This is a genomic window from Streptomyces seoulensis, assembly GCF_022846655.1.
Lineage (GTDB): Bacteria > Actinomycetota > Actinomycetes > Streptomycetales > Streptomycetaceae > Streptomyces.
This window is the reverse complement of sequence record NZ_AP025667.1, coordinates 2,254,863-2,278,533: the sequence shown is the minus strand read 5'-3', so window position 1 is coordinate 2,278,533 and position 23,671 is coordinate 2,254,863. Positions and strand designations below refer to the sequence as shown.

Annotated in this window: 27 protein-coding genes; 6 read left to right on the top strand and 21 right to left on the bottom strand. The window is 72.1% G+C overall.

Annotated elements, in window-relative coordinates:
• Positions 1-2: 2 nt before the first annotated feature.
• From HEK131_RS10530 to HEK131_RS10495, 8 genes are all read right to left on the bottom strand, one after another.
• Positions 3-827 (bottom strand): hypothetical protein, encoded by an 825-nt coding sequence (locus HEK131_RS10530; RefSeq protein ID WP_244334473.1) that lies wholly within the window; start codon positions 825-827, stop codon positions 3-5.
• Positions 824-1,096, bottom strand: coding sequence for a hypothetical protein (locus HEK131_RS10525; protein WP_244334472.1), 273 nt, complete (start codon positions 1,094-1,096; stop codon positions 824-826). Before HEK131_RS10525 ends, HEK131_RS10530 begins: the two co-directional genes overlap by 4 nt.
• Positions 1,093-1,758, bottom strand: a complete 666-nt coding sequence (locus tag HEK131_RS10520; RefSeq protein WP_244334471.1) for a hypothetical protein — start codon at positions 1,756-1,758, stop codon at positions 1,093-1,095. The genes HEK131_RS10525 and HEK131_RS10520 overlap by 4 nt, the downstream gene beginning before the upstream one ends.
• Positions 1,755-2,132, bottom strand: coding sequence for a hypothetical protein (locus HEK131_RS10515; protein ID WP_244334470.1), 378 nt, complete (start codon positions 2,130-2,132; stop codon positions 1,755-1,757). The genes HEK131_RS10520 and HEK131_RS10515 overlap by 4 nt, the downstream gene beginning before the upstream one ends.
• The gene (locus HEK131_RS10510) at positions 2,129-2,620 is read right to left on the bottom strand and encodes a hypothetical protein (protein ID WP_244334469.1); all 492 of its coding nucleotides are present in this window, start codon (positions 2,618-2,620) and stop codon (positions 2,129-2,131) included. Before HEK131_RS10510 ends, HEK131_RS10515 begins: the two co-directional genes overlap by 4 nt.
• Positions 2,617-2,970 (bottom strand): hypothetical protein, encoded by a 354-nt coding sequence (locus tag HEK131_RS10505; RefSeq protein ID WP_244334468.1) that lies wholly within the window; start codon positions 2,968-2,970, stop codon positions 2,617-2,619. The genes HEK131_RS10510 and HEK131_RS10505 overlap by 4 nt, the downstream gene beginning before the upstream one ends.
• Before the next feature lie 102 nt (positions 2,971-3,072).
• Complete coding sequence (locus HEK131_RS10500; RefSeq protein WP_244334467.1) at positions 3,073-3,288, bottom strand: hypothetical protein; 216 nt, start codon at positions 3,286-3,288, stop codon at positions 3,073-3,075.
• On the bottom strand, positions 3,288-3,536 hold the full coding sequence (locus tag HEK131_RS10495; protein ID WP_244334466.1) for a helix-turn-helix domain-containing protein: 249 nt from the start codon (positions 3,534-3,536) through the stop codon (positions 3,288-3,290). The genes HEK131_RS10500 and HEK131_RS10495 overlap by 1 nt, the downstream gene beginning before the upstream one ends.
• 741 nt (positions 3,537-4,277) lie before the next feature.
• On the opposite strand from HEK131_RS10495, the gene HEK131_RS10490 reads away from it, so the two are divergent.
• From HEK131_RS10490 to HEK131_RS10470, 5 genes are all read left to right on the top strand, one after another.
• The gene (locus HEK131_RS10490; protein WP_244334465.1) at positions 4,278-4,646 is read left to right on the top strand and encodes a hypothetical protein; all 369 of its coding nucleotides are present in this window, start codon (positions 4,278-4,280) and stop codon (positions 4,644-4,646) included.
• A 17-nt stretch (positions 4,647-4,663) separates the two neighbouring features.
• Positions 4,664-6,268 (top strand): recombinase family protein, encoded by a 1,605-nt coding sequence (locus HEK131_RS10485; protein ID WP_279614249.1) that lies wholly within the window; start codon positions 4,664-4,666, stop codon positions 6,266-6,268.
• A gap of 10 nt (positions 6,269-6,278) precedes the next feature.
• Positions 6,279-7,670 carry a uracil-xanthine permease family protein gene (locus tag HEK131_RS10480; protein ID WP_244451978.1) on the top strand — a complete coding sequence of 464 codons (1,392 nt, stop codon included), beginning with the start codon at positions 6,279-6,281 and terminating at the stop codon, positions 7,668-7,670.
• 89 nt (positions 7,671-7,759) lie between these two features.
• A complete protein-coding gene (locus HEK131_RS10475; RefSeq protein ID WP_244334463.1) occupies positions 7,760-8,446 on the top strand; it encodes a DUF5995 family protein in 687 nt (228 codons plus the stop codon).
• A 92-nt stretch (positions 8,447-8,538) separates the two neighbouring features.
• Positions 8,539-9,468, top strand: a complete 930-nt coding sequence (locus tag HEK131_RS10470; protein WP_244334462.1) for an LLM class F420-dependent oxidoreductase — start codon at positions 8,539-8,541, stop codon at positions 9,466-9,468.
• A gap of 23 nt (positions 9,469-9,491) precedes the next feature.
• Here HEK131_RS10470 and HEK131_RS10465 read toward each other — a convergent pair whose 3' ends face one another.
• From HEK131_RS10465 to fmt, 13 genes are all read right to left on the bottom strand, one after another.
• On the bottom strand, positions 9,492-11,189 hold the full coding sequence (locus HEK131_RS10465; protein WP_244334461.1) for a flavin monoamine oxidase family protein: 1,698 nt from the start codon (positions 11,187-11,189) through the stop codon (positions 9,492-9,494).
• Between the two features lie 52 nt (positions 11,190-11,241).
• Entirely contained in the window at positions 11,242-12,042 is an 801-nt protein-coding gene (locus HEK131_RS10460) for a carbon-nitrogen hydrolase family protein (RefSeq protein WP_244334460.1), read from the bottom strand.
• A gap of 182 nt (positions 12,043-12,224) precedes the next feature.
• Entirely contained in the window at positions 12,225-12,605 is a 381-nt protein-coding gene (locus tag HEK131_RS10455; protein ID WP_244334459.1) for a DUF742 domain-containing protein, read from the bottom strand.
• A 3-nt stretch (positions 12,606-12,608) separates the two neighbouring features.
• A complete protein-coding gene (locus HEK131_RS10450; protein ID WP_217460944.1) occupies positions 12,609-13,046 on the bottom strand; it encodes a roadblock/LC7 domain-containing protein in 438 nt (145 codons plus the stop codon).
• Positions 13,036-15,279, bottom strand: coding sequence for a sensor histidine kinase (locus HEK131_RS10445; protein ID WP_244334458.1), 2,244 nt, complete (start codon positions 15,277-15,279; stop codon positions 13,036-13,038). The genes HEK131_RS10450 and HEK131_RS10445 overlap by 11 nt, the downstream gene beginning before the upstream one ends.
• A gap of 97 nt (positions 15,280-15,376) precedes the next feature.
• Complete coding sequence (locus tag HEK131_RS10440) at positions 15,377-15,829, bottom strand: Lrp/AsnC family transcriptional regulator (RefSeq protein ID WP_030810550.1); 453 nt, start codon at positions 15,827-15,829, stop codon at positions 15,377-15,379.
• 107 nt (positions 15,830-15,936) lie between these two features.
• A complete protein-coding gene (locus HEK131_RS10435; RefSeq protein ID WP_217460942.1) occupies positions 15,937-17,379 on the bottom strand; it encodes a GuaB1 family IMP dehydrogenase-related protein in 1,443 nt (480 codons plus the stop codon).
• 126 nt (positions 17,380-17,505) lie between these two features.
• Positions 17,506-17,841 carry a barstar family protein gene (locus HEK131_RS10430; protein WP_244334457.1) on the bottom strand — a complete coding sequence of 112 codons (336 nt, stop codon included), beginning with the start codon at positions 17,839-17,841 and terminating at the stop codon, positions 17,506-17,508.
• Complete coding sequence (locus HEK131_RS10425) at positions 17,838-18,305, bottom strand: ribonuclease domain-containing protein (RefSeq protein ID WP_244334456.1); 468 nt, start codon at positions 18,303-18,305, stop codon at positions 17,838-17,840. Before HEK131_RS10425 ends, HEK131_RS10430 begins: the two co-directional genes overlap by 4 nt.
• Before the next feature lie 67 nt (positions 18,306-18,372).
• Positions 18,373-19,416, bottom strand: coding sequence for a sugar-binding transcriptional regulator (locus tag HEK131_RS10420; protein ID WP_161150573.1), 1,044 nt, complete (start codon positions 19,414-19,416; stop codon positions 18,373-18,375).
• Positions 19,417-19,506: 90 nt separating this feature from the next.
• Positions 19,507-20,193, bottom strand: a complete 687-nt coding sequence (gene rpe, locus HEK131_RS10415; RefSeq protein ID WP_217460939.1) for a ribulose-phosphate 3-epimerase — start codon at positions 20,191-20,193, stop codon at positions 19,507-19,509.
• Between the two features lie 155 nt (positions 20,194-20,348).
• The gene (locus tag HEK131_RS10410; protein WP_217460938.1) at positions 20,349-21,767 is read right to left on the bottom strand and encodes an RsmB/NOP family class I SAM-dependent RNA methyltransferase; all 1,419 of its coding nucleotides are present in this window, start codon (positions 21,765-21,767) and stop codon (positions 20,349-20,351) included.
• Positions 21,768-21,847: 80 nt separating this feature from the next.
• Entirely contained in the window at positions 21,848-22,780 is a 933-nt protein-coding gene (gene fmt / locus HEK131_RS10405) for a methionyl-tRNA formyltransferase (RefSeq protein ID WP_217460937.1), read from the bottom strand.
• A 303-nt stretch (positions 22,781-23,083) separates the two neighbouring features.
• Here fmt and HEK131_RS10400 point away from each other — a divergent pair, with 303 nt between their 5' ends.
• The gene (locus tag HEK131_RS10400) at positions 23,084-23,611 is read left to right on the top strand and encodes a hypothetical protein (RefSeq protein ID WP_161149568.1); all 528 of its coding nucleotides are present in this window, start codon (positions 23,084-23,086) and stop codon (positions 23,609-23,611) included.
• Positions 23,612-23,671 lie beyond the last annotated feature (60 nt).

Sequence of the window (23,671 nt, the reverse complement as noted above, 5' to 3'; positions counted from 1 at the left end):
GCTCACGCTGCCTTTCGGTCGGCGCCCGGCGCCCACGGCGGCAGCACCGTGGGGTACGACGCGGGCGCGTCGTGCAGGTATCGGGCGGTACGCGTGGCACCGAGGAACGCGCGGAACTGCTCCCGGCCGGAGGGCACTTCGATCAGCCGGTGCGAGCGCGGCCGCAGGTTCAGCAGTGCCGTGCGGTGGACCCGCGGGGCGGGCTCGGACGTGTCGTCGGGCAGCAGCCACTCGGGCGCGTGCCGCAGCGCGGCGAGCTGCAGCGGCTGCTCGTCGTACACCGTGTCGGCCGGCTTCTTCGCGCTGGTCTTGTAGTCGACGAGCCAGAGCTGACGGCGCCGGAACCGGCCGGTCGGGAGCCACAGCCACACGTCGCCGGTCCCGGCGTAGCCGTGGTGGCGGTGCATGACGGTCGTCTCGACGGCCTCGATGTCGCGGTCGAAGTCGACGCGCCACAGCCGGTAGAAGGCGGCGAGCTGCACCGCGTACGGCTCGACCTCTTCGTCGTACGGGTACGGCGTGTTCAGCACCAGGGCGACCGCGCGCAGGTGCACGCGGGTGCCAAGGTTCTGCGCCCGCTCGGTGTACTGCCGGTGCGCGGCGACGAGCGCGGTGCGCAGCGCGGCCGGCTCGGTGCGGGCCCGACGGGCGACACCGATCGGGTCGGCGAGCACCTGGTCGGCAGCCATCCCGGCGGCCCACGGCAGCAACGCAGGCTTGGCGATGGCCGACAGGGCGTTCGTGATGCTGATCAGGTCCGGCCCCCCGGCGGGGTCGCGGTAGTAGCGACCCCGCTCGGTGGCGACGGCCCATTTCGGGTCGGTCACGTGGTGCCCCGCATCTCTGCAGCAGTGCGCCGGCCAGCGCTCGCGCACCGGAAGAAGGCGCCGATGCGCTCGCACTGCCACGCGCGGGTGACCGTGGGAGTGGGCTCGCCCTGGTGCGGCGATCCGCCGCGGGTGCCCTTCTCCTCTGCGTCCGCAGCGGTGCGCAGGTACAGCGCGAACTCGACTGCCGTGGCGCCCCGCCCGAAGTCCCGGGCGTATTCCTCGGCCATGACGGCGATCTCGCGCAGCATCTCGGTGTGCGGGTTCATCGCTGCTCACCACCCTTGCCGTGCGCGGCGATCCGCTTCGCGTGCAGCTCGCCCTCGATCTCCGCGACCTCCTCGGCGATGTCGAGGGCCTCGTCGAGCGAGTACACGAACGCCTCGGCGCGGCCGATCTCGGAGACGTACTGCCAGCCGTCCGGGTCCCGCCACGCCCGCAGCCCGGTCAGCGCGCCGTCGGTCACGGCCCACCGGTCAGAGTCGGCGGCCTCGCGGCGCACGACGATCTCGCCGTACCCGCCGCCGACGCCCGCAGGAAGCGGCACACGGAACTCGGACGTGAGCGCCATCTGCGCGGTGAGCGCCGCGACTTCGCGGGCGGCGTCCTCGGCGAGGGCTTGCGTCGGCGCGATCCGTCGTGTGATCCCGTCGGCCGTGGGGCAACCCCACGCATGGCCGTTGAATCGCTTCGGGCAGCCGCACGGGTGGCACGGGTCCTCGGCGGATGCCTCCCACGGCGGGGTCAGCGCGATGTCGAAGATCGCCCGCAGCTCGTCCTGTCCGACGTAGTCCTGCGTGACCAGGGGCGGAGTGCGTCCCTGCTGCCACTTCTGACCCGCCCGAAGCCGGACCGCGAGCGCCGCACGCTGCGACTCCAACTCGGCCAGCCGAGCCTGCATCTGCTCGGACGTCATCGGGGTGTCGCTCACGCGGCCGCACCGCCCTTGGTGGCCATCCCAACAGCCACGGCCACCGCCGCGAGCCGCCTGATCCGGTCGGCCAGCGCCAGCCCCTGCCTGCCGTACACCGGCAGCTTGGTGCCGGCCACGGCGACCAGGTCGGCGACGAGCGACTCGAACCCGAGGTCGCCCGGCCGCAGCACCGCATGCGGGTCGACGGGCAGCGCCTCGTACAGGTCGCCGAGCCGGTCGGCGAAGTGGTCGTCGGTCAGCAGCGCGGTGACGACGTCGGTCACGACGTGCTGCACGAATGCCTCGACGTCGAGGGTCACGCCGGTCGGGATCGACTCGACGGTGATCCGGAACGGCCCGTCGACGGGCGTGTTCTTCGGGCGCTTGCTCATCGGGCACCCCCCGCCGCCACAACGCGGGACGCCGTGATCTGCCCGTACAGCGCGGGCACGCCGACGCCGACGAGGCGGGTCCGGACACCCCCGTACGTGCAGCGCACAACCATGGCCGTGCCGGTCGAGTCCCCGCGGGAGTCACCCGTGTTGAGGGTGTGCATCCACGCCTTCCAGTCCGCCAGCGTGCGCGGGTGGACGACGATGGTCACCTCGCCCCGGAGCGCCGTCACAGTCGGCTCACCGGGCATGCCCGCCGTCTCCACGGACGCGGTGCGCGCGGCCGCCTGCGCCTGGCGGCACTCGGCGAGCAATTTCACGGCGGCGGGGCTCGGCGTGGGCCGGGACAACCGGCCCGGCAGCTCGTCGGGCGCGAGCAGGCGCGCGTCGTCGAGGGCGCGGGCCGCGTCGAGCGCCGGGTCGGTCGAGGTGCCGTGGACGAACGCGCCCGCGATGATCCGGGCGGCGTGCTCGGTACGGGTCGTCATCGGCCGGCCCCCGGTCGCACCTCGGCGAGCACGTCCTCGCCGTCGACGACGGCGACGTGCACGCGGATCAGGACCGGGGCGCCCTTGGTGCCCCGCTCGGGGGTCTCGGTGTACAGCGTCCACAGCGTGACGCCGCCGGAGCTGGGGCCCTTGTCGATGCGGCCGCCCAGCTCCCAGACCCACAGGGCCAGTTCGCGGGAGCTGACGACGGTGATGTGCACGGCGTCAGCGCGCGGCGTCATCGCGCCGACGGGCAGGGGCAGGTAGTCGACCAGGGCGGACACGGCGAGTTCGCCGATGGCCTCGCGGTCCCAGTTGCTGAGGGGGCGTTCGGTAGGCTGAGCGCTCATGGCGCGGGCCTCCCTTTCTTCCTAGCTGGATGAGTGGGGCTTGCGCCCCTGGGTCGCCTCGCTCCTTGGCCGTTGCGGGACGGCCCTTTGGTCTGTGCGGGCCTAGGCGGCGAGCGGCAGCTCGGCCAGCGCAGCGTGCCGCTGGCGGCGCCGGATGATCTCGGCCTCGATCGCCTCGACGGAGCCCAGCGGGTGGCCCGGGTAGTACGCCGCCTGGGCGGCCTCTCGGGGCGTGCGGGACGCCCGCAGGCGAACGGCGCTGACCAGCACCTCGGCGGCCCCGCGGATGCACTCCTCGCGGGTGGGCGTCGCGGTCATCAGGCGGCCGCCGGGCTCTTGAGCGCGGGGGCCGCGGCCGGGGTCACCTCGAAGACGTCGCCGAACTCCACGCCGTAGGCGACGCAGATCGCGGCGACGGCCGTCGCGGAGGCGGGCCCCCCGTTCCGCAGGCGGTGGATGGTGCCGGCCCCGAGGCCGGCGGCGACCGCCCGCTGCCCGTAAGTCAAGTGGCCGTTACTCTCGGCAAGTTCGTCGTACTGCACGGTGCGCAGTCGGATGATGTACACAACGTGTTCCTTCCATCGGCGGAAGTTCCATCGATGGAAGGAAGCTAGCACAGTCCTTCCTTCGACGGAAGGAAGGATCAAGATCTTCTTGTTCGATTGCGCTGTTCGAACGCATGTCCTTAGATGGTCCCGAGCAGCGAGAACGGCAAAAGGTTGCCCACAGCAGCCCTTGTGCCTTTCTTCCGTCGATGGAACATCGACATATGGACGTTCCATCGGCGGTAGCCTGCGCGTATGCGGAGACGAGACAACGACGAGCCCGCCAGCGGCGGAGAGGCACAGAGGCCAACGTGGCTTGTGTGGCTGACAGGAGTTCTTACAGAGCAGGGATACGACGTCACGAGCCCCCGTGGAGGAGGACAGGCCAAGCTCGCCCGTGAGACGGGTCTAGCTGGGTCGACGATCAACAGGATTTTGAGAGATGCGCAGGTTCCCGACTATGACTCCCAGCGGCGACTAGCCCGACATCTAGGTCTATCCCTGCAGGAATTCCTCGTGCGCACGGGGAAGGCTGAGCCCGGCGACTTTCATGCGGAACAGGGATTTCCGGTTGGCGAGGCAGAAACCGGCCATTGGCAGGTATCGTCCGACATGCGCTTGACGCCCGAGGAGATCGCGGCGCTCGCTGGCGTGCCAGATGAAGACCTGAATTGGTTCACGACCATGGTCCGGTCCATGCGACGTCATGGGCCATCAGACGGAGGCAGTGCCACGGGGGGTGCTGCTGCAGAGGGGTGACACATGCGGGCGCAGTGGGCGATAGGCATTCTGTCCAGCGCAGCGGCGGCAGTGGGGGCCGCGCTGATCAGCTACGGGATCGCCACCCGTGAGGCCACGCCGTATCGAGCGGGAATGGCTCTGCTCATCATCGGCATGGCCGGACTTCTGCTCGTCCATCAGCGCCGCACAGCAGCGAGAGTGATGGCCCATCAGGCGCGTATGGCCCGACTGTCGCAAGCAGAGCGGGACCGGTACACGCGGATGGGGTGGAGAGCTGCCATGTTCGACAGCCATAACCAGACGGGTACGGGTGCGGGCGCCGGCCAGGTCGTGCAACTGCCGGGCACCCGCGCCACGTCTGCAGCCCGGACCAAAGGCAGCGCGTCGTGATTTGGGGGTAAACACGCGTGGGTGCAATTCGTAGCCTCTACGTACCCAATGTTTCATCCATCCCGAATGGGGACCTTATCCCCGTCATTGGATACGCCCGCGTGTCCACATGGCGCGAGGAAATGATCAGCGTCGACATTCAGAAAAGCGTCGTCGAGGATGCGGCCGCTCGTCGCGGCCGGTACGTCGCCGAATGGGTCATCGACCCAGACGACACCGGCCGAAATTTCAAGCGCCGGGTGATGCAGGCGATCGAAATCATCGAGGACCCTGAACGCCCCGAGCGTGAACTGTGGTCCTGGAAGTTCAGCCGATTCGGCCGCAACAGGCATGGCGTCGCCATCAACCTCGCCCGGATCGAGAACGTCGGCGGCGAGCTCGTCAGCGCCACCGAGGATGTCGACTCCAAGACCGCCGTTGGCCGCTTCACCCGCGGCATGCTCCTTGAGGTCGCCGCCTTCGAGTCCGACAGGGCTGGCGAAATCTGGAAGGAGACCCACGCCCTACGCAGGAAGCTCGGGCTTCCCTCATCGGGCGGCCGGCGGTTCGGCTACACCTGGCACCCCCGCCGCATCCCGGACAACCGCGGTGGCTTCACGACCCAAGAGGAATGGTACGAGCTGCGGCCCACTGAGGCCGAGCTGATCCACGAGGCGTACACCGAGTACACCAAGGGCGTGACCGGGTTCAGCAAGCTCGCCCAGCGCTGGAACGACCTGGGAATGCGAACGGCCCGCGGATCGGTGTGGCTCGACCAGACAGTGCGGGGATTCCTCGACTCGGCGTTCCCCGCCGGCGTCCTGCGCGTACACAACCCCGAGGCAATCTGCGGCGAGCCCGGCCGCTGCCAGAAGCCTGCTCATCTCGTCTTCATGGCGGCCGAGCACGAGGCGGCGATCGACGGGGATCTGTGGGACGCCTTCCGCGCCATGCGCGCCGAGCGGGCCAACACGCCCCGCCGCGCCCTCCGGGCTGTCTACCCGCTGTCTGGGCTGATCTGGTGCGGCCTGTGCGGCAGCAAGGCCCAGACCACCGGCAGCGCCGAGAGGCCAGCGAAGGGGTACCGCTGCAACGCACGCGCGCGTAAGGGAACGGATCACGAACCGGTCTGGGCCACGCGATGGATGCTCGAAAAACAAGTGCGGGACGATCTCGACGAGGTGCTCGCCGAGATCGACGACATAGCGGCCGGACAGGTAGTCATCCCCGAGCCTCGCCGCGAGCCCGACTTGGAACTCGTGCGCGCGCGTCTCACGGCCACGCTCGAACGGGCGACGAGTGCTCTGGACCGAGCCTTCAACGCGTACGCCCTTGGCGACGTCGACCGCGACACCTATCTGAGGACACGGGTCGAGCATCAGAAGAACCGGGATGAGGCGAAGGCCAAGCTTGCCGAGCTGGACGAGCCCGACGAGCCCGAGCCCACGTCCCCCCTACCGTTCCGGGACGTGGTCGCTGGCCTGATCGAGGAATGGGACACTATCGACGTGCCATCCAAGCGACTTCTTCTGAGCCGAATCATCACCCGCATCGAGCTATGGCCTGTGGGTGAGCAGCGCATCATCTGGCGTTGGACCCCCGCCGAGCCCCTTCCCAAGTGGTCGGTGCGTCGTGCCGACTAGTAGGGGTGTTATTGGATGGTCACTGCACGGTGATGGAAAATCACCCGCACCCGGAGCGGTGGTACGCCCCGACGAACGGCTGACCTGGCCGCGCACGGTGGGCCTGGGCGCCCAGCACGTCGTGGCGATGTTCGGAGCCTCCTTCGTCGCGCCCGTGCTCATGGGCCTGGACCCCAACCTGGCGATCATGATGTCGGGTGTGGCGACGGTGATCTTCCTGCTCGCCACGCGCGGCCGGGTCCCCAGCTACCTGGGCTGCTCCCTGTCCTTCGTGGGCGTCGCCGCCGTGATCCGCGCGGACGGCGGCACCAGCGCGACGGTGACCGGCGCGATCCTCGTCGTCGGCGCGGTGCTGTTCCTGGTGGGTCTCGCCGTGCAGCGGTTCGGGGCGCGGATCATCCACGCCGCGATGCCGCCCATCGTCACGGGCGCCGTGGTCATGCTGATCGGCTTCAACCTGGCGCCGGTGACCGCCACGACGTACTGGCCGCAGGACCAGTGGACGGCGCTGCTGGTGATGCTGTTCACCGGCCTGGCCGTGGTCTGCCTGCGCGGCTTCTGGTCGCGCATCGCCATCTTCCTGGGCCTGGTCTTCGGCTACCTCATCTCCTGGATCTTCGACCTGACCCTCGGCAAGATCCACTCGACGGACGCGAGCGGCAAGGTCACCGACCACTGGCGCCTGGACCTGTCCGGCGTCTCCAAGGCGGACTGGATCGGGCTGCCCACCTTCCACGGGCCGTCCTTCCAGTGGTCGGCGATCCTGGTCGCGCTGCCCGTCGTCATCGCCCTGGTCGCGGAGAACGCGGGCCACGTCAAGGCGGTCGGCGAGATGACGGGCGACTCGCTCGACGACAAGCTCGGCACCGCGATCTCGGCGGACGGCGTCGCCTCGGTGCTGTCCACGGCGGTCGGCGGCCCGCCGAACACCACCTACTCCGAGAACATCGGCGTGATGGCCGCGACCCGCGTCTACTCCACGGCCGCCTACTGGGCCGCCGCCTGCTTCGCCCTGCTGTTCGGCGTCTGCCCGAAGTTCGGCGCGGTGGTGGCCGCGATCCCCGGCGGTGTCCTCGGCGGCATCACCGTCATCCTGTACGGCATGATCGGCCTGCTCGGTGCCCAGATCTGGCTGCACGGCAAGGTGGACCTGCGCAACCCGCTGAACCTGGTCCCGGCGGCCGCGGGCATCATCATCGGCGTCGGCAACGTCACGATGAAGTTCACCGACACCTTCTCCCTGAGCGGCATCGCGCTGGGCACCCTGGTGGTCATCACCGGCTACCACGCGCTGCGCGCGTTCGCCCCGGCGCACCTGAAGGGGCAGGAACCGCTGCTGGACGAGGGCACCTCCTCCTACGACGAGTCGTCGGACGGCACCACGGGTCCCGGCAAGGCGTAGCCGCACGGTCCGGCCCGGCGTTCGCTCGTTCCGGCGAAGCACCGGGCCGGTCGGCCCGCCGCCCGGCGCGCGGCTGCCACCCTTCCCCCATGGCGCTGCCGCGATACTCCACCACCCCCGTCGACGCCGTCCTGTCCCGGATGCGCGCGCTCGGCACGGAGCTGCCCGAGCGGGACGGGGTCGCCGTGTTCAACCGGGTCTACCTCACCGTCACCGAGGAGGTGGACCGGCGGCTGGACACCGGGGCGTTCACGGACCCGTGCGCGGCGGCCGCGCTGGACGTGCGGTTCGCCGAGCGCTACCTGGCGGCCGTGGACGCGGTCACCGAGGACCGCCGGCCGCCCGCCTGCTGGCGCCCGCTGTTCCAGCTCCGCCGCCATCCCGGTGTGACCCCGCTGCAGTTCGCACTCGCCGGGATCAACGCCCACATCGGGCACGACCTGGCGCTCGCCGTGGTGGACACCTGCCGGGCGCTGGGGTGCGAACCGGCCGACCTGGAGGACGAGTTCGACCGGGTGGGCGAGCTGCTCGCGGCGCTGGAGGAGCGCATCCGCGAGGATCTGATGCCGGGTCCCGACCTGCTCCAGATCGCCGATCCGATCACCCATCTGCTGGGCTCCTGGAGCCTGGAGCGGGCCCGTGACGCCACCTGGTCGGCGGCCCGCGTCCTGTGGGCGCTGCGCCGCTGCGGGGACGTGGCCGAGGAGTTCGCCGCCCGGCTGGACGCGGCGGTCGGCCTCGCGGGCCGGATGCTGCTCACCCCGCTCCGCGACTGATCCGGCCTGAACTCACCCCTTCGGGTGACCTACGGAACAGCCGGGCGATCGCCGCGCGTTGAAGGGGCATCCCGACGCGAAGGAGCAGCGGTATGACGACCAGGCTCGGCCTCGGCCTTCCCCAGATGCGCCAGTACGATATCGGCAGGGACGTGCCCGACGTGGCGCGCGCGGCCGAGGAGATCGGCTACGACAGCCTGTGGGTCTTCGAGCGGGCCCTGGTCCCGGAGCCCGCCACCCAGGGTCTGTACGGCATACCGGGTCTGCCCTGGCCGGACCAGTACCGGCACGTGGCCGACCCGCTGGTCACGCTCGCCCTGGCCGCCTCGGCGACCACGCGTGCGGAGCTGGGCTCCAGCGTGCTGGTGGCCCCGCTGCACCTGCCGTTCCAGCTCGCCAAGTCGCTGGCCACCCTGGACGCGGCGAGCGGCGGCCGGGTCCTGGCGGGCCTCGGCACGGGCTGGTCCCTGGACGAGTACGCGGCTTCCGGCGTGCGCCCCTTCGAGGAGCGCGGCGCGGTGCTGGACGAGATCATCTCGGTGTGCCGGGCGGCCTGGGGTCCGGATCCGGTCGTCCACCGGGGCGAGATCTCGGACATCCCCTCCGCCGTGGTCGGGCCGAAGCCCGCGCGGCCGATCCCGATCCTGCTGGCGGCGGGCAGTGGCCGCGCGCTGCGCCGGGTGGTGGACCGGGCGGACGGCTGGCTGCCGGTGAGCCAGGGCGCCGAACAGGTCGCCGCCCAGTGGCGCGAGCTGCGGGAACTGGCCGAGGAGCGGGGGCGTACGGAGCCGCTCCGCGCGGTGCTGCGGGTGAACGCGGTGTTCCGCTCCAAGACGGCGCAGAACGCCGACCGCGCGCCCTTCGAGGGAAGCGTGGACCAGATCGTGGCGGACCTGGTGGAGCACTCCCGGATCGGCATGACGGACATACTCGTCGACCTCCAGTCCGGCGCGCGGGACGCGGCGGAGCTGAAGGACACCGCGGCCGAGGTCTACGAGAAGGCGCGGGCGGCCGGGGTCTGAGACCCGGCCGCCTCCTCCCCGGATCAGTCCTCGGGCAGCTCGACGGGCGCGATCTCGTCGTAGACGTCGCCGGGGCCCGGGTTGGTCGGGTCGGTCTCGCCGCCGAAGTGCCGCATGACGCCCCAGACCGCGTTCAGCGCGGTCTGGACCGCGCCCTCGGCCCAGCCGGCCGTCCAGGAGATGTCGTCACCGGCGAGGAAGACGCCCCGCTTGTCCTCGGGCAGCCGGTCCTGCATGAAGTGCGTGAACAGGCGGCGCTGGTAGCGGTAGTGGCCGGGCAGGTTGGCCTTGAACGCGCCCATGAAGTAGGGCTCGTTCTCCCAGGAGACGGTCACCGGGTTGCCGATGATGTGCTTCCTGATGTCGACCTTCGGGTAGATCTCGCCGAGCGACTTCAGCATGACCTCCATCCGCTCGTTCGCGGACAGCGGCAGCCACTTCAGGCTGTCGTCGCACCAGGTGTAGGAGAGGCAGATGACGGCGGGCTTGTCCGGGCCCTCGTCCAGCAGGTAGGTGCCGCGCGTCATGCGGTCGGTGAGCGTCATCGACATGACGTCCCGGCCGGTCTCCTCGTCCTTGTCCAGCCAGAAGGGCCGGTCGACCGGCACGAAGAGCTTCGAGGACTCCATGTAGTGGGTCCGCTCGATCGCGGTCCAGTGGTCGATCGGGAAGAGCGAGTCGTCGCAGGCGATCTTGGAGAGCAGCATCCAGGACTGGGCCGTGAAGATCGCCGCCTGGTAGGTCCGGATGTCGCCGTTCGCGTCGGTGACCGTGATCCGGTTGCCCGAGGTGCGGTTCAGCCGGGTCACGGCCGGGCGGGGCTCGCCGTTCACGTGCAGCGAGGCCAGCGAGGTGCCGTAGGGCCAGTGGACGATCTTCTCCGGCTCGCGCTCCCACATGCGCAGCGGGAGCTGCTGGGAGCCGCCGACGATGCCCCGGTGGTGGTCGTCGGCCTCGGTGTAGACGACGCGCAGGATCTCCAGGATGGAGTTGGGGAAGTCGGTGTCCCAGCCGCCGGTGCCGAAGCCGACCTGGCCGAAGATCTCGCGGTGCCGGAAGGACTTGAACGCCTCGGAGTCGCAGAGGAAGCCGTAGAAGGTCTGGTTGTCGAGCTTCTCGACCAGCTTCGCCCAGATCTCGCGGATGCGCGGCACGTCCCGCTCGCGCATGGCGCGGTTCATGTCGGAGAAGTCGGCGCCCTCCTCCAGGCACTTGTTCCACGCGGCGGCGACGTCCCGGTAGACCTGGGGCAGGTCGGCGACGGTCTCCGCGTAGTGCGACTCGCCCTTGAGGTCCACCACGGTCGACGGGGTGCCCTCGGCCAGCGGGTTGGGGAAGGGGCGGGTGTGCAGGCCGACCAGGTCGATGTAGTGCTGGAGGGCCGTGGAGGACGGCGGGAAGCGCATCGCGCCCATCTCGGCGGTCAGCGACTCGTCGCAGCCCTCGAACCCGACGGTGCGCAGCCGGCCGCCGAGCTGGTCGGCCTCGTAGACGACGGGCTTGAGGCCCATCTTCATCAGCTCGTACGCGGCGACGATGCCGGACAGGCCGCCGCCGATGACGGCGACCTCGGTGCCGTGCTCGGTGGCCGGGATCTGGCCGAGGCCCGCCGGGTGGGCGAGGAAGTCGTCGTAGGCGTAGGGGAAGTCCGGGCCGAACATGGTGATCGGCGGCTGCTGCTCGTCGGCGTGCTCGACGGCGTTGGGCACCGTGGACGTCATGGGGTACGGACTCCTTGCGCGGAAGTACTGCGAGGAACTGGTGGGGGGAGGTTCAGGAGGCGCGGGTGAGCGACCCGTACAGGCCGGGGCGGCGGTCGGCGAGGTACGGGTTGGCCTCGCGGGAGGCGGCCAGGAAGGCGGGGTCGGCGTCGGCGAACACCAACTGGGCCTCGGAGCGCCCGGCGCGGACGCGGGCCACGCCGTCGGGGCCGGCCAGCGTGGTGAGCCCGACGAACTCGAACTCCCCTTCCCTGCCGACCCGGTTGACGTAGGCCACGTACATCTGGTTCTCGAAGGCGCGCACCGGGATCATCGACTCCGGCACGAACTGATACGGGTGCATCTGCGCGGTCGGCACGATCAGCAGGTCGGTGCCGGCCAGCGCGTGGGCGCGCACGTTCTCCGGGAACTCGACGTCGTAGCAGATCATCAGGCCCACGGTGAGGCCGTTCAGCTCGGCCTGGACGACCTGCCGTTCGCCCGGGGTGAAGTGGTCGCGCTCGAAGCAGCCGAAGAGATGGGTCTTGCGGTAGCCCGCGAGCCGGACGCCCTCGGCGGAGACGATCTGGGCGGAGTTGTACACGGTGTCACCGTCGCGCTCGGGGTAGCCGTAGGCGATGGCCAGGCCGTGCCGGGTGGCGATGTCGGCGACCGCGTCGGCCGAGTCGCCGTCGGCGGGCTCGGCGAGGTGCGGGATCTCGCCGCCGATCGCGTACCCGGTCAGGAACATCTCCGGTGCCGCCAGCAGCCCGGCGCCCGCCTCGGCGGCGCGGCCCGCGGCCTCGTCGAGGACCTTGAGGTTCTCGGCGACGGAACCGGGGCGGCCGGAGCTCTGGAGCAGGGCGGTGCGCATGCGTGATCCTCACCGGAAAATGGGGGTTCGGGGGGCATCGGGAAGCCAGTAAGACGGTACGGTCGGCGCGCTCACCCGGACAAGAAGCACCCGTTGCGCGCCGGTGCGCGGTTCGTTGCGTCGACGCGGCCCCCGGCGGCGATTCATTGCGCGTGCCAGGGATGCACGCGCGTAGATGACGCCTAGAGCTCGCGCAGTCGGCGCACGATCTCCCGCAGCAGCTCCGGGTCGGCGGCTGCGCCGTGGACCGGGAGGCGGCGGGGCGCGTCGATGCGGATCAGGCCCTGTTCGGCCAGGTCACCGAGGAGAACCCGGACGACGGTGAGGGGCAGGTCGGCGTCGGCCGCCAGCTCGACCACCGGACGCGGCCCCCGCCGGACATGGCCGAGCAGGGCCGCCCGGGCGTGGTCGACGCCGGGGCCGTCCGGGCCGGGTTCCAGTGCCGTGACCCGGGACATCAGGTCGATGGCGTGCCGCGCCGAGGGCCGGGTGCGGCCGCGGGTGACGGTGTAGGGGCGGACCATCGCCCCGGTGTCCTCCTCGTACCAGTACTCCTCGTCCACCGGTCACGGCGCCGAGCGGGCCGCGGCGTCCAGGTGACGGCCGAGGCGGCGGACGAGGAGGGCCATCTCGTGGGCGAGCTGCCCCACGTCGGTGCGCGCCTCGCACAGCACGGCGAGCCGGCTGCCGTGTCCGGCGGGGGTGATGAAGAGGTAGGCGTCCTCCAGCATGACCATGGTCTGCCGCACCTCACCGGCGGTGAACCGCTCCCCCGCCGAGTCGGCGAGCCCCTGCAGGCCCGAGCAGACGGCGGACAGGTGCTCGATGTCGCGGCGGCGCATGCCGTCGGAGCTGCTGAGCGGCAGCCCGTCGGCGGTGAGGAGCACGGCCTGGCGCACGTGTTCGGTGCGCGAGACGAGGTCGTCGAGCAGCCAGCCGAGGTCGGTGCCGGGCGCGCCCTGGGGCACGGCCGGGTTCTCCGGGTTCAGATCGTCACCGTACATCTTCGGTGTCCGTCCCTTCGTCGACGTTGACGTCGGTGGGAGTGGGGGCGCCGCCGTCGGCGGGCAGGCCGTTGCGGCCGTCGTGCAGGCCCCGCTGGAAGGCGGCGAACAGCGCGCGCATCTCCTCGGGGTCGGCCGCGCCGAGCGGGGTGTCCTCCGGGGACGGCGGCTGGGCGCGGAGTTCGGGGGCGAGGGACGCCTGCCGGGTGCGGGTGGGCAGCGGGGCGCCCGCGGGGCCGGACACCGGCACGGGCGCCGCGCGCACCGGCCTGCGGGGGCTCGGCGGTGGTGCCGTACGCCCCGACGGCCGGGCCCCGGTGGGTTCGACGGCCGCGAGCACCCCTGCGGGGAGCAGCACCGTGGCGGTCGTGCCTCCGTAGGGGGACTCCCCGAGGCCGACCTCGATGCCGTGCCGGGCGGCGAGGCGACCGACGACGTACAGGCCGAGCCGGTCGTGCCGGGTGGGGTCGAAGGCGTCCGGGTCGCGCAGGGTGCGTGTCGCCTCCTCGCGCTGCCCGGCATCGAGTCCGAGGCCCCGGTCGTCGACGCGCAGGACGAGCCGGCCGTCCTCGTGCTCGGTGCGCAGGGTGACCTCGGTGTGCGGGGGCGAGAACAGGGTGGCGTTCTCCAGCAGTTCGGCGAGCAGGTGCACCACGTCGGCGACGGCGTCGGCCGCGATCCCGGCCCCCGGCATCGGCGGCACGACCACGCGGGCGTACGCCTCGATCTCGCCGACCGCCGAGGCGACCACGTCGGCGACGGGTACAGGTCCGCGCCAACGACGTCCGGGCGCCGCGCCGGAGAGGATGATGAGGCTCTCCGCGTGGCGGCGCATCCGGGTGGTGAGGTGGTCGATCCGGAAGAGCTGCCCCAGCACGTCCGGGTCGTCCGTGCGGCGCTCCAGGGTGTCGACGAGCTTCAACTGCCGGTGCACCAGTGCCTGGTTGCGGCGGGCGATGTTGAGCAGCACCGCCGACAGGCCCCGGCGCAGCGTGGCCTGGTGGACGGCGGCCTCGACGGCGGCGAGCCGGGCGGCGTTGAAGGAGCGGCCGACCTGGCCGATCTCGTCGTCGCGCACCTCGTCGGCGGTCAGCGGCGGGGCCTCGGCGGCCGCGTCCACGCGTTCGCCCGCGCTCAGCCGCCGCATCACGTCGGGGAGTTGGCGGGTGCTGAGCAGGTCGGCGGCGTCGCGCAGGTTCTCCAGCCGGCGGGAGACGCGCCGGGCGCCGCGCACGGCCAGCCACAGGGAGAGCGCCGCGGCCGCCAGACCGACCGCGCCGACGACGGCGGCCTTGGTCAACTCCCGGTAGGCGAAGGCACGTCCACGGACGGCGGAGTACTCGGCGGCGCTGGAGCACAGCCGCATGTAGCTGTGCACGGCCTGGTCCGCGACCGCCCGCCAGGTGTCCGCGGCTACGGCTCGGTCCGCGCCCCCGACCCCGGCGGTGAGCAGCGCGTCCTCGGCCCTCTCCAGCGCCCGGTGCAGGTCGCCGTCCCGGAACCTCTCGTACAGGGCGTGGGAGTCGGCGGGCAGGTCGGGTGCGTAGGTCCGCTCGAAGAGGCGGCGGTCCTCGATGGTGGCGGTCAGCAGGGCGTACTGGGCCGCGGTGAGGGTGCCCGCGGCCCGCGCTCCGGCGACCTGGGCGTCCTCCCGCGAGACGAACTCCCTTACCCGCACCAGCTCGATGACGGTCTGCGACTCGCGGGCGAGCTGTCCGGCCTGGAGGGCGGTGAGCGCGGACTGGACGGCGAAGCCGGGTTCGACCAGGGCGCTGTACCCGGTGACGGCGCGGTCCCAGCCGATCCGCCGGGACAGCACGTCGCGGCGCAGCGCGTCCAGCCTGGTGGTGGCGGTGGCCATGGCGTCCAGGGCCCGGCGCTGGCGGGCCGACAGCCGGTCCCGGTCGCCGCTCGCCATCGCCCGCCGCATGGCGGCCACCGCGCGGTCGGTGCGGCGCTGCTGGGCGAGGAGGTCGGCCGCCGGGGCCGCCGCGCTCGGGTCGCCGAGGTGGGCGGCGGACATGCGGCGCTCGATCTGGATCTGCCCGACCGCGGTGTCCACGGGGGTGCCGTAGTCCTCGTACACCCCCTGGAGCCGGATCAGGGCCCGTAACTCGCCGGTGACGGAGACCATGGCGAAGCTCCACAGCACGGTCAGGGCGAGGGCCGGAGCCAGGGCGAGGGCGACGATGCGGGCGCGGACGCTACGGGGACGGCCGACGGGCCAACGCATGGATCACCTGCCGGTTACCAGTCGGTAGAAAGTGCCGGACAACCTACGGGATCGCTCCGCGGAGCGCAATGGTCACCGTAGGTCGCCCGGCTCCCGGTCAGCCCGGAGCGCCCGAGGAGAAGCGCCGCAGCAGCGGCGAGAGCACCAGCACCGACTTGGTCCGCTCCACGAAGGGCTCCCCGGCGATGCGCTCCAGGACCCGTTCGAAGTGGCGCATGTCGGAGGCGAAGACCTGGGCGATGGCGTCCGCGTCCCCGGTGACGGTGGAGGCGGCCACGACCTCCTGGTAGCGCTCCAGACCGCGCAGGATGGTCTCCGGCGAGGTGTTGCTGCGGCAGTAGATCTCGATGTACCCCTCCGTCTCCCAGCCGAGGGCCGCCGGGTCCACCCGGACGGTGAACCCGGTGATGGCTCCGGTGGCCCGCAGCCTGTCCACGCGCCGCTTCACGGCGGGTGCGGACAGGCCGACCAGTTGCCCGATGTCCGCGTAGGAGCGGCGGGCGTCCTCGGCGAGGGCGTGCACGATGCGTTCGTCGAGATCGTTCAGCACAGGGGGTGGTTCACTTCTTCGGTACGGTCACTTCTCCTACGAAGTAGAACACGAGCCCCGCCCGTCCCCGCACCCGGAGACCTCCCAGGTGGGAGGCGTGCGCGAGGTCAGCTCCAGCTCGCGTGCAGGGGCATGCCCTCGGCGTACCCGGCCGCGCTCTGGATGCCGACGATGGCCTTCTCGGCGAACTCCTCCAGCGAGCCGGCGCCCGCGTAGGTGCAGGAGGAGCGGACGCCCGCGATGATCGAGTCGACCAGGTCCTCGACGCCCGGCCGGGCCGGGTCGAGGAACATGCGGGAGGTGGAGATGCCCTCCTCGAAGAGCCCCTTGCGGGCGCGGTCGTACGACGACTCCTCGGAGGTGCGGTTGCGCACCGCGCGGGCGGACGCCATGCCGAACGACTCCTTGTACAGGCGCCCGTCGGCGTCCTGCTGGAGGTCGCCGGGCGACTCGTAGGTACCGGCGAACCAGGAACCGACCATGACGTTGGAGGCACCGGCCGCGAGGGCCATGGCCACGTCGCGCGGGTGGCGGACACCGCCGTCGGCCCAGACGTGCTTGCCGAACTTCTTCGCCTCGGCCGCGCACTCCAGCACGGCGGAGAACTGCGGGCGGCCCACGCCGGTCATCATCCGGGTGGTGCACATGGCACCCGGTCCGACACCGACCTTGATGATGTCGGCGCCGGCCTCGATCAGGTCGCGGACGCCCTCGGCGGAGACGATGTTGCCCGCCACGATCGGCACCCGCGGGTCGAGGGCGCGCACCGTGCGGACCGCGCTGATCATCGACTCCTGGTGGCCGTGCGCGGTGTCGATGACGAGGGTGTCCACGCCCGCGTCCAGCAACTGCTTGGCCTTGCCCGCCACATCGCCGTTGATGCCCACGGCCGCGGCGATGCGCAGCTTGCCATTCGCGTCCACGGCCGGGGTGTACAGGGTGGCGCGCAGGGCGCCCTTGCGGGTGAGGATGCCCGCGAGGCGGCCCTCGGCGTCGACGGCCGGGGCGTAGCGGCGGTTGGCCGCGTCCAGCGTGTTGAACGCCTCGCGCGGGTCGATGCCGGCGTCGAGCAGCACCAGGTCGCGGGACATGACCACTTCGAGCTGGGTGAAGCGGTCGACCCCGCTGAGGTCCTGGTCGGTGACGACACCGACCGGGCGGTGGTCGGCGTCCACCACGACTCCGGCGTTGTGCGCCCGCTTGGGCAGCAGGGCCAGCGCGTCGGCGACGGTCTGGTGCGGGGACAGCACGATCGGGGTGTCCAGCACGAGGTGACGGCTCTTCACCCAGGTGACCACCTCGGTGACGACGTCGATGGGGATGTCCTGGGGAATGACCACCAGTCCGCCGCGCCGGGCCATCGTCTCGGCCATCCGGCGCCCCGCGATGGCGGTCATGTTGGCGACGACCAGCGGGATCGTCGTACCGGTGCCGTCCGGGGCACCGAGGTCCACCGCCTGCCGCGAGCCGACCGCGGAGCGGCTCGGCACCATGAAGACGTCGTCGTACGTCAGGTCGTAGGCAGGCTGGATGTCATTGAGGAAACGCACGTGCCGCACATCCCGGTCGATCAGAGGTGACCCCCTGACGGGTGCGCCAGGGGGAAAGAGCACGTACTTCATTCTCCCATGGCAGGGCCCCGGACATGCCCCCACCGAACCTCCAGGGACACCGGGTCACAGCTCGGAGGTTCCTCCAAGGGCGAGCACGACGTCGAGGAAGGAGGTGCGGTCCGCCGCCTCGGAGAGCACGTCCCGCGCGATGCGCCACTCGTCCGGAGCCGACTCGGCGAACGGCTCCCAGTTCCGTACGACGACCAGCAGACCGCTCTCGACGGCGGCCGGGGGCCAGACGGTGGTGTCGGAGAGGGAGTCCAGCAGGGCGTCCCAGTTGCGGCCGAACCAGTCGGGCAGGCTCAGGGCCTTCGCGGCCCGGTCCATCAGTCCGGCCTTGTCGCGGACGCCCTCGAGGTCGAGGGTGACCGCGTACCGGTCCCCCAGTTGTTCACTCATCTCAGCACCGCCCGGAACGAGTCGTAGTGATCATCGGTGTAGTAGAACTCCCCGCCGTCCCCGGTGACGATGCGCCGGGCGCCCCGGTCGCGGGAGCCTGGGGTGGGCACGGTGTACTCGTGGTAGTAGCCGCGCGGGTGCTTCGGCAGATGCCCCTCGAAGTTCCCGAAGACGATCCCGTCGCGTCCGTACGGGTACGGGCCGCCCTCGTCGATGAGGGCGAGGGTCCGCCGGGCCTCGGCGGGCAGCCGGGACTCGGGGACGGCGGCCATGCCCGCGGCCCAGGCCGGGGCCGAGGCGGCGGGACTCGCCTTGCGCGAAGCGGCCGGCGGCTCGGTGACCGTACCCGGCCCGGAACAGCCGGCCAGCAGGACACCGAGGACGGCCAGCACACCGGCGAACAGGCGCAGGGGCGCCGGGCCTCTGTCTCGTAGGAGGACCTTGGGGACGAACCGCGACAGCATGCCACAGATGCTGCCACGGCCCGCCCGCCGTGGCAGCGTTCCGCCGGTTTAGGCCTCGCCGGGTCCCTCAGACCCCGTCGGGGTCGGCGCGGCTGAGGGCGGGCTTCGGCGCGGGACCCGCGGTGAGCAGGTAGTCCGCGGCCGAGGTGTCCGTCACCAGGCTGGTGACGAGCCCGGACCGCAGCACCGCGTCGATGGCCGGCGCCTTGCGCTGGCCGCCCGCGATGGCCACGACCTCAGGGATGCGGCGCAGTTGGTCGGTCTTGACCGTGATGCACCGCTCTCCCAGGTCCCGCCCGATCCGGCGGCCCTCGGCGTCGAAGAGGTGCGCGGACATCTCGGCGGCGACACCGAGCGAGGCGTAGTGCGAGCGCTCCTCGTCGCTGAGCATGTCGTGCACCGTGGAGATGCCCGGCTCCCAGGAGCCGATGGAGACGCAGGCGACCGTGACCTTGTCGAAGTACTCGAAGGCACGGGCGATCCCGGTCTGGTTGCGCAGGGCGGCGGCGGTGGCCTCGTCCGGCAGCAGCATCGGCGCGTAGATGGGATGGGCGTCCCCGCCGGACACCTGGGCGGCGCGGCGGACGGCCTCGACCGAGCCGCGCTCGGCGGTCCCGGCGTCGTACACGCCCGTCAACTGCACCACCGTGCACGGCGGCAGCCGGTCGAGCGCGGCCGCCATGTGGATGGTGGAGCGGCCCCAGGCGAGGCCGAGGACATCGCCCTCGTCGACGAGTTCACCGAGCAGGTCGGCGGCGACCTCGCCCAGGTTCTCCGGGTCGGGGGTCTCCTCGGCGTCGGCCGGGGACTCGACCACGACGGCGTGTCTGAGGCCGTACCGGGCGCGGAGCGCGTCCGAGCGCTCGGCGTCCAGCTCGGCCGGGACGCGGATCTCGATGCGTACGAGATCCCGTTCGAGAGCGGTCTCCAGGACCCGGGCCACCTTGAAGCGGCTGACGCCGAACTCCTCCGCGATCTGGATCTTGGACTTGCCCTCCAGGTAGAAGCGGCGGGCCATGGCCGCCGCCTGCACCAGCTCAGCGGGCCCCATCCGCATGGCTGACCGGCCCGCCGACATACCCGACACGGCGATCTCCTCACTGCTGTTCACACTCTGGATTCGGCGTTCATCCTCGCAGATCCGAAGCCGCGGATCCGCCCTGATGGGTGGCCTTCTCTCAACCGTTCACCTCGGCGTGGCTCAGTGGCCGCACGCCCAGGACGAATCAGCGATCGCCCGGTCCGCCTGCGCGCGCAGCGCGCGCACCGCTTCGGCCGGGTCCTCGGCCCCGTACACGGCCGATCCGGCCACGAAGACGTCCGCTCCGGCCTCCGCGCACCGCTCGATCGTCTCGGCCGAGACACCGCCGTCGACCTGCAGCCACATCTGGAGGCCGTGCTTGGCGATCAGCTCGCGGGTGCGGCGGATCTTGGGCAGCGTGATGTCGAGGAACGCCTGCCCGCCGAAGCCCGGCTCGACCGTCATGATCAGCAGCATGTCCAGCTCGGGGAGCATGTCCTCGTACGCCTCGATCGGCGTCGCGGGCTTGAGGGCCATGGCGGCGCGGGCGCCCTTCGCGCGGATCTCACGGGCGAGCCGGATGGGGGCGTGGGCGGCCTCGACGTGGAAGGTCACCGAGGAGGCGCCCGCCTCGACGTACTGCGGGGCCCAGCGGTCGGGGTCCTCCATCATCAGGTGGCAGTCCAGCGGGATGTCCGTGGCGCGGGCCAGGGACTCCACGACCGGGGTACCGAGGGTGAGATTCGGGACGAAGTGGTTGTCCATGACGTCGACATGGAGCCAGTCGGCACCCTCGACCGCCTTCGCGTCGTCGGCGAGGCGGGCGAAGTCTGCGGACAGGATGCTGGGGTTGATCTGCGCGGCCATGTGCCAAGCCTGCCATGCCCCTCCGGGGGGAGCGGCGTCGGGCCGTCGGAGGTGCGGTTGTTCTTCGGGTGCCGGCCCGGTGGGGGTTGTTCGCGCAGTTCCCCGCGCCCCTGGGTCGGCTGCCCTGGAGGGGGTTCAGAGGTGCCCCGGACTCCTCACGCCGTGCGGCGGATCAGGGCCAGGTACATCGCGTCCGTGCCGTGGATGTGGGGCCAGAGCTGGATGTCGGGGCCCTCGCCGAGGTCGGGGACGCCGGGGAGGAGGGGGCGGGCGTCGATCAGTTCGGCTTCGGGGTGTTCCTTGAGGAGGTCGGCCACCACCGCCCGGGTCTCCGCGAGGTGCGGGGAGCAGGTCGCGTAGCCGACCACTCCGCCGACGCGGACGGACTCCAGGGCGGTGCGGAGCAGGCCGCGCTGGACCGGGGCGAAGTTCTCGAGGTCCTCGGGGCGGCGGCGCCAGCGGGCCTCGGGACGGCGGCGCAGCGCGCCCAGGCCGGTGCAGGGGACGTCCATCAGCACTCGGTCGAAGGTGCCGCGGCGCCACGGCGGACGGGTGCCGTCGGCGGTGATCACCTGGTACGGGCCGGGGTTGCCCGCCAGGGCCTTGGCCACCAGGCCCGCGCGGTGCGGCTGCTTCTCGGAGGCGAGGAGCGTGGCGCCGCGCTCGGCGGCGAGGGCGGCCAGCAGCGCGGCCTTGCCGCCGGGGCCGGCACAGCCGTCGAGCCACTTCTCGTCGGGGCCGTCGAGGGGCGCGTTGGCGAGGGCGAGGGCGACGAGCTGACTGCCCTCGTCCTGCACACCGGCCCGCCCCTCGCGCACGGCCTCGACCGCGCCCGGCTCGCCGCCCTCGGTCAGCCGCACCGCGTACGGCGACCAGCTACCGGCCACGGCGGCGTCCTCGGTCAGCAGTTCCTCGGCGGTGGACCGGCCGGGCCGCGCGACGAGGGTGACCTCGGGCCGTTCGTTGTCCGCCGCGAGCAGTTCCTCGATGCCCGCGCGGCCGCCGCCGAGGGAGTCCCACAGCGCGGAGACGACCCAGCGGGGGTGGGAGTGGACGACGGCGAGGTGGTCCTCGGGGTCCTCGTCGTAGGGCGGCGCTACCTGCTCCAGCCAGCCGTCCAGGTCGTGCTGGGCGATCTTGCGCAGCACGGCGTTGACGAACTTGGCCCGCCCGTCGCCGAGCACCACGCGGGCCAGTTCGACCGAGGCCGACACGGCGGCGTGGGTGGGGATGCGGGTCCCGAGCAACTGGTGCGCGCCCAGGCTCAGCACGTCGAGCACCGGCGGGTCCACCTCGCGCAGCGGCCGGTCGATGCAACTGGCGATGATCGCGTCGTACGTGCCCTGGCGGCGCAGCGTGCCGTACACCAGCTCGGTGGCGAGGGCGGCGTCCCGCGCGTCGAAGTCGCCGTTCTCCCGCGCCTTGCGCAGCAGCGGGGGCAGCACGAGGTTGGCGTAGGCGTCCCGTTCGTCCACCGCGCGCAGCGCGTCGAAGGCGAGGACGCGGACGGGGTCCTTCTGGGGGCGCCGGTAGGGCTTGGCGGGCCGGTGCGGCCGACGGGACTGCTCGCTCACGAGAAAGGTGCTCCGGATTGCAGAGGGGGGTGCGATCACCAGCGTACGTCGGTGAATCGTCACCCCCCACTCGCGGGGTGTCAGCCGCCGAGCGTCTCGCCCTCGGCGATGCGCGCCCCGCGCGCCCAGTCGGCGGCGCGCATCGGCTTCTTGCCCTGGGCCTGCACCCACAGCAGCTCGACGGCGTACGAGCCGGTGCCCACGTGCACGCTGTTCTTGCCGATGGCGAGCTGTCCGGGCGCGAGGTCGGTGCGCTCGGGCACGGGGGTGACGTGGACCAGCTTCAGCCGCTCGCCCCGGAAAACGGTCCACGCGCCGGGGGCGGGCGTGCAGCCGCGCACCAGCCGGTCGACGCGCAGCGCGGGCGCCGCCCAGTCCGCCTTGGCGTCCTCGACCGTGATCTTCGGCGCGAGGGTGATGCCCTCGGCGGGCTGCGGTACGGCCTTCAGGGCGCCGTCCTCGATGCCGTCCATGGTGGCCACGAGCAGCCCGGAACCCGCGAGGGCGAGCCGGGTGAGCAGGTCGCCGCTGGTGTCGGTGGGGCGGATCTCCTCGGTGACGGTGCCGTAGACCGGGCCGGAGTCCAGGCCCTCCTCGATGAGGAAGGTGGAGGCGCCGGTGATCTGGTCGCCCGACATGATCGAGTGCTGCACGGGCGCGGCCCCGCGCCAGGCGGGCAGCAGGGAGAAGTGCAGGTTGACCCAGCCGTGGGCGGGGATGTCGAGGGCGACGCGGGGCAGCAGGGCGCCGTAGGCGACGACCGGGCAGCAGTCCGGGCCGATCTCCTTCAGCCGCTCCAGGAATTCGGGGTCACGCGGGCGGGCCGGCTTCAGCACCTCGATGCCGGCCTCCTCCGCCCGCTCGGCCACGGGCGAGGCGACCAGCCTGCGGCCCCGCCCGGCGGGCGCGTCGGGCCGCGTGACGACGGCGGCCACCTCGTGCCGCCCGGAGGCGATCAGAGCGTCCAGGGCGGGAACGGCGACCTCGGGGGTACCGGCGAAGACGAGCTTCATGGGCGGGATCGAGCCTCTCGAGCGGCGGCGGACGGGCAGCGGACAAGTCTATGACCGCCGGTGGAGGTCGGGTCGTCGCGGGCACCCGGGGCCGCCGACGGCGCCCCGTCCCGGGTGCCGTCCGGCCTCCCGGCCGACCGTGGACGGGTGGTGTGCGGGCGGGAGACCCGGCGTACAGACACACCCCGCGCGCCCCACCCCGTGACCAGCGGAGCGTCCACGCGTTGGTCAAGAGAGAGTTGACCACCTCGGGCCGCTTCCAGCCGCCCAGTTCCTTTCAACGCCGGTTCGAGAGGCTTGTCCATGGCCGACCACGCAACCCACGACGCCCAGGCCCGTGCCAGCCTGCACTTGCTGGTGCGGGACATCGAGCGGGTCCGCCGGCAGGTGGACGCACTGCGCACCCTCACCGCCCAGCTCGGCAACGTCTACCGCCCCCGCCGCTCCGGCCCGTCCACCGGCTTCGTCGTCTACGGACGCGCCCCCGCCCCGACGGTCCGCCTCGCCCAGGAACTCCGGGACAGCGTCGAGACCCTGGTGACGGCGGCCGTGGACTTCGACCGCTCGCTCGGCTTCTCCTGGGACGCGGTGGGTTCCGCGCTCGGCGTCACCAAGCAGGCCGTGCACCGCCGTTACGGCGCCCGCCGCGCGGCCGCCCAGGCCGCCGCCGAGGCGGAGCGCGCCACCGAGCCGTCGGGCACCCGCACCCTCAACAGCGGCATGCCGACCGTCCCCGCGGCCCGTTCCATGCCGACCCAGCCCACCGCGGGCAGCCCCACCCTCCGCGACGACCCCCGGCCCCCCGCCTTCCCCGGCCCGCGCAGCGGCTGATCCGAGCCCCGCCCCGCCCTCCCGGCCACCCGACCGGGAGGGCGTTCGTGCACCCGGACG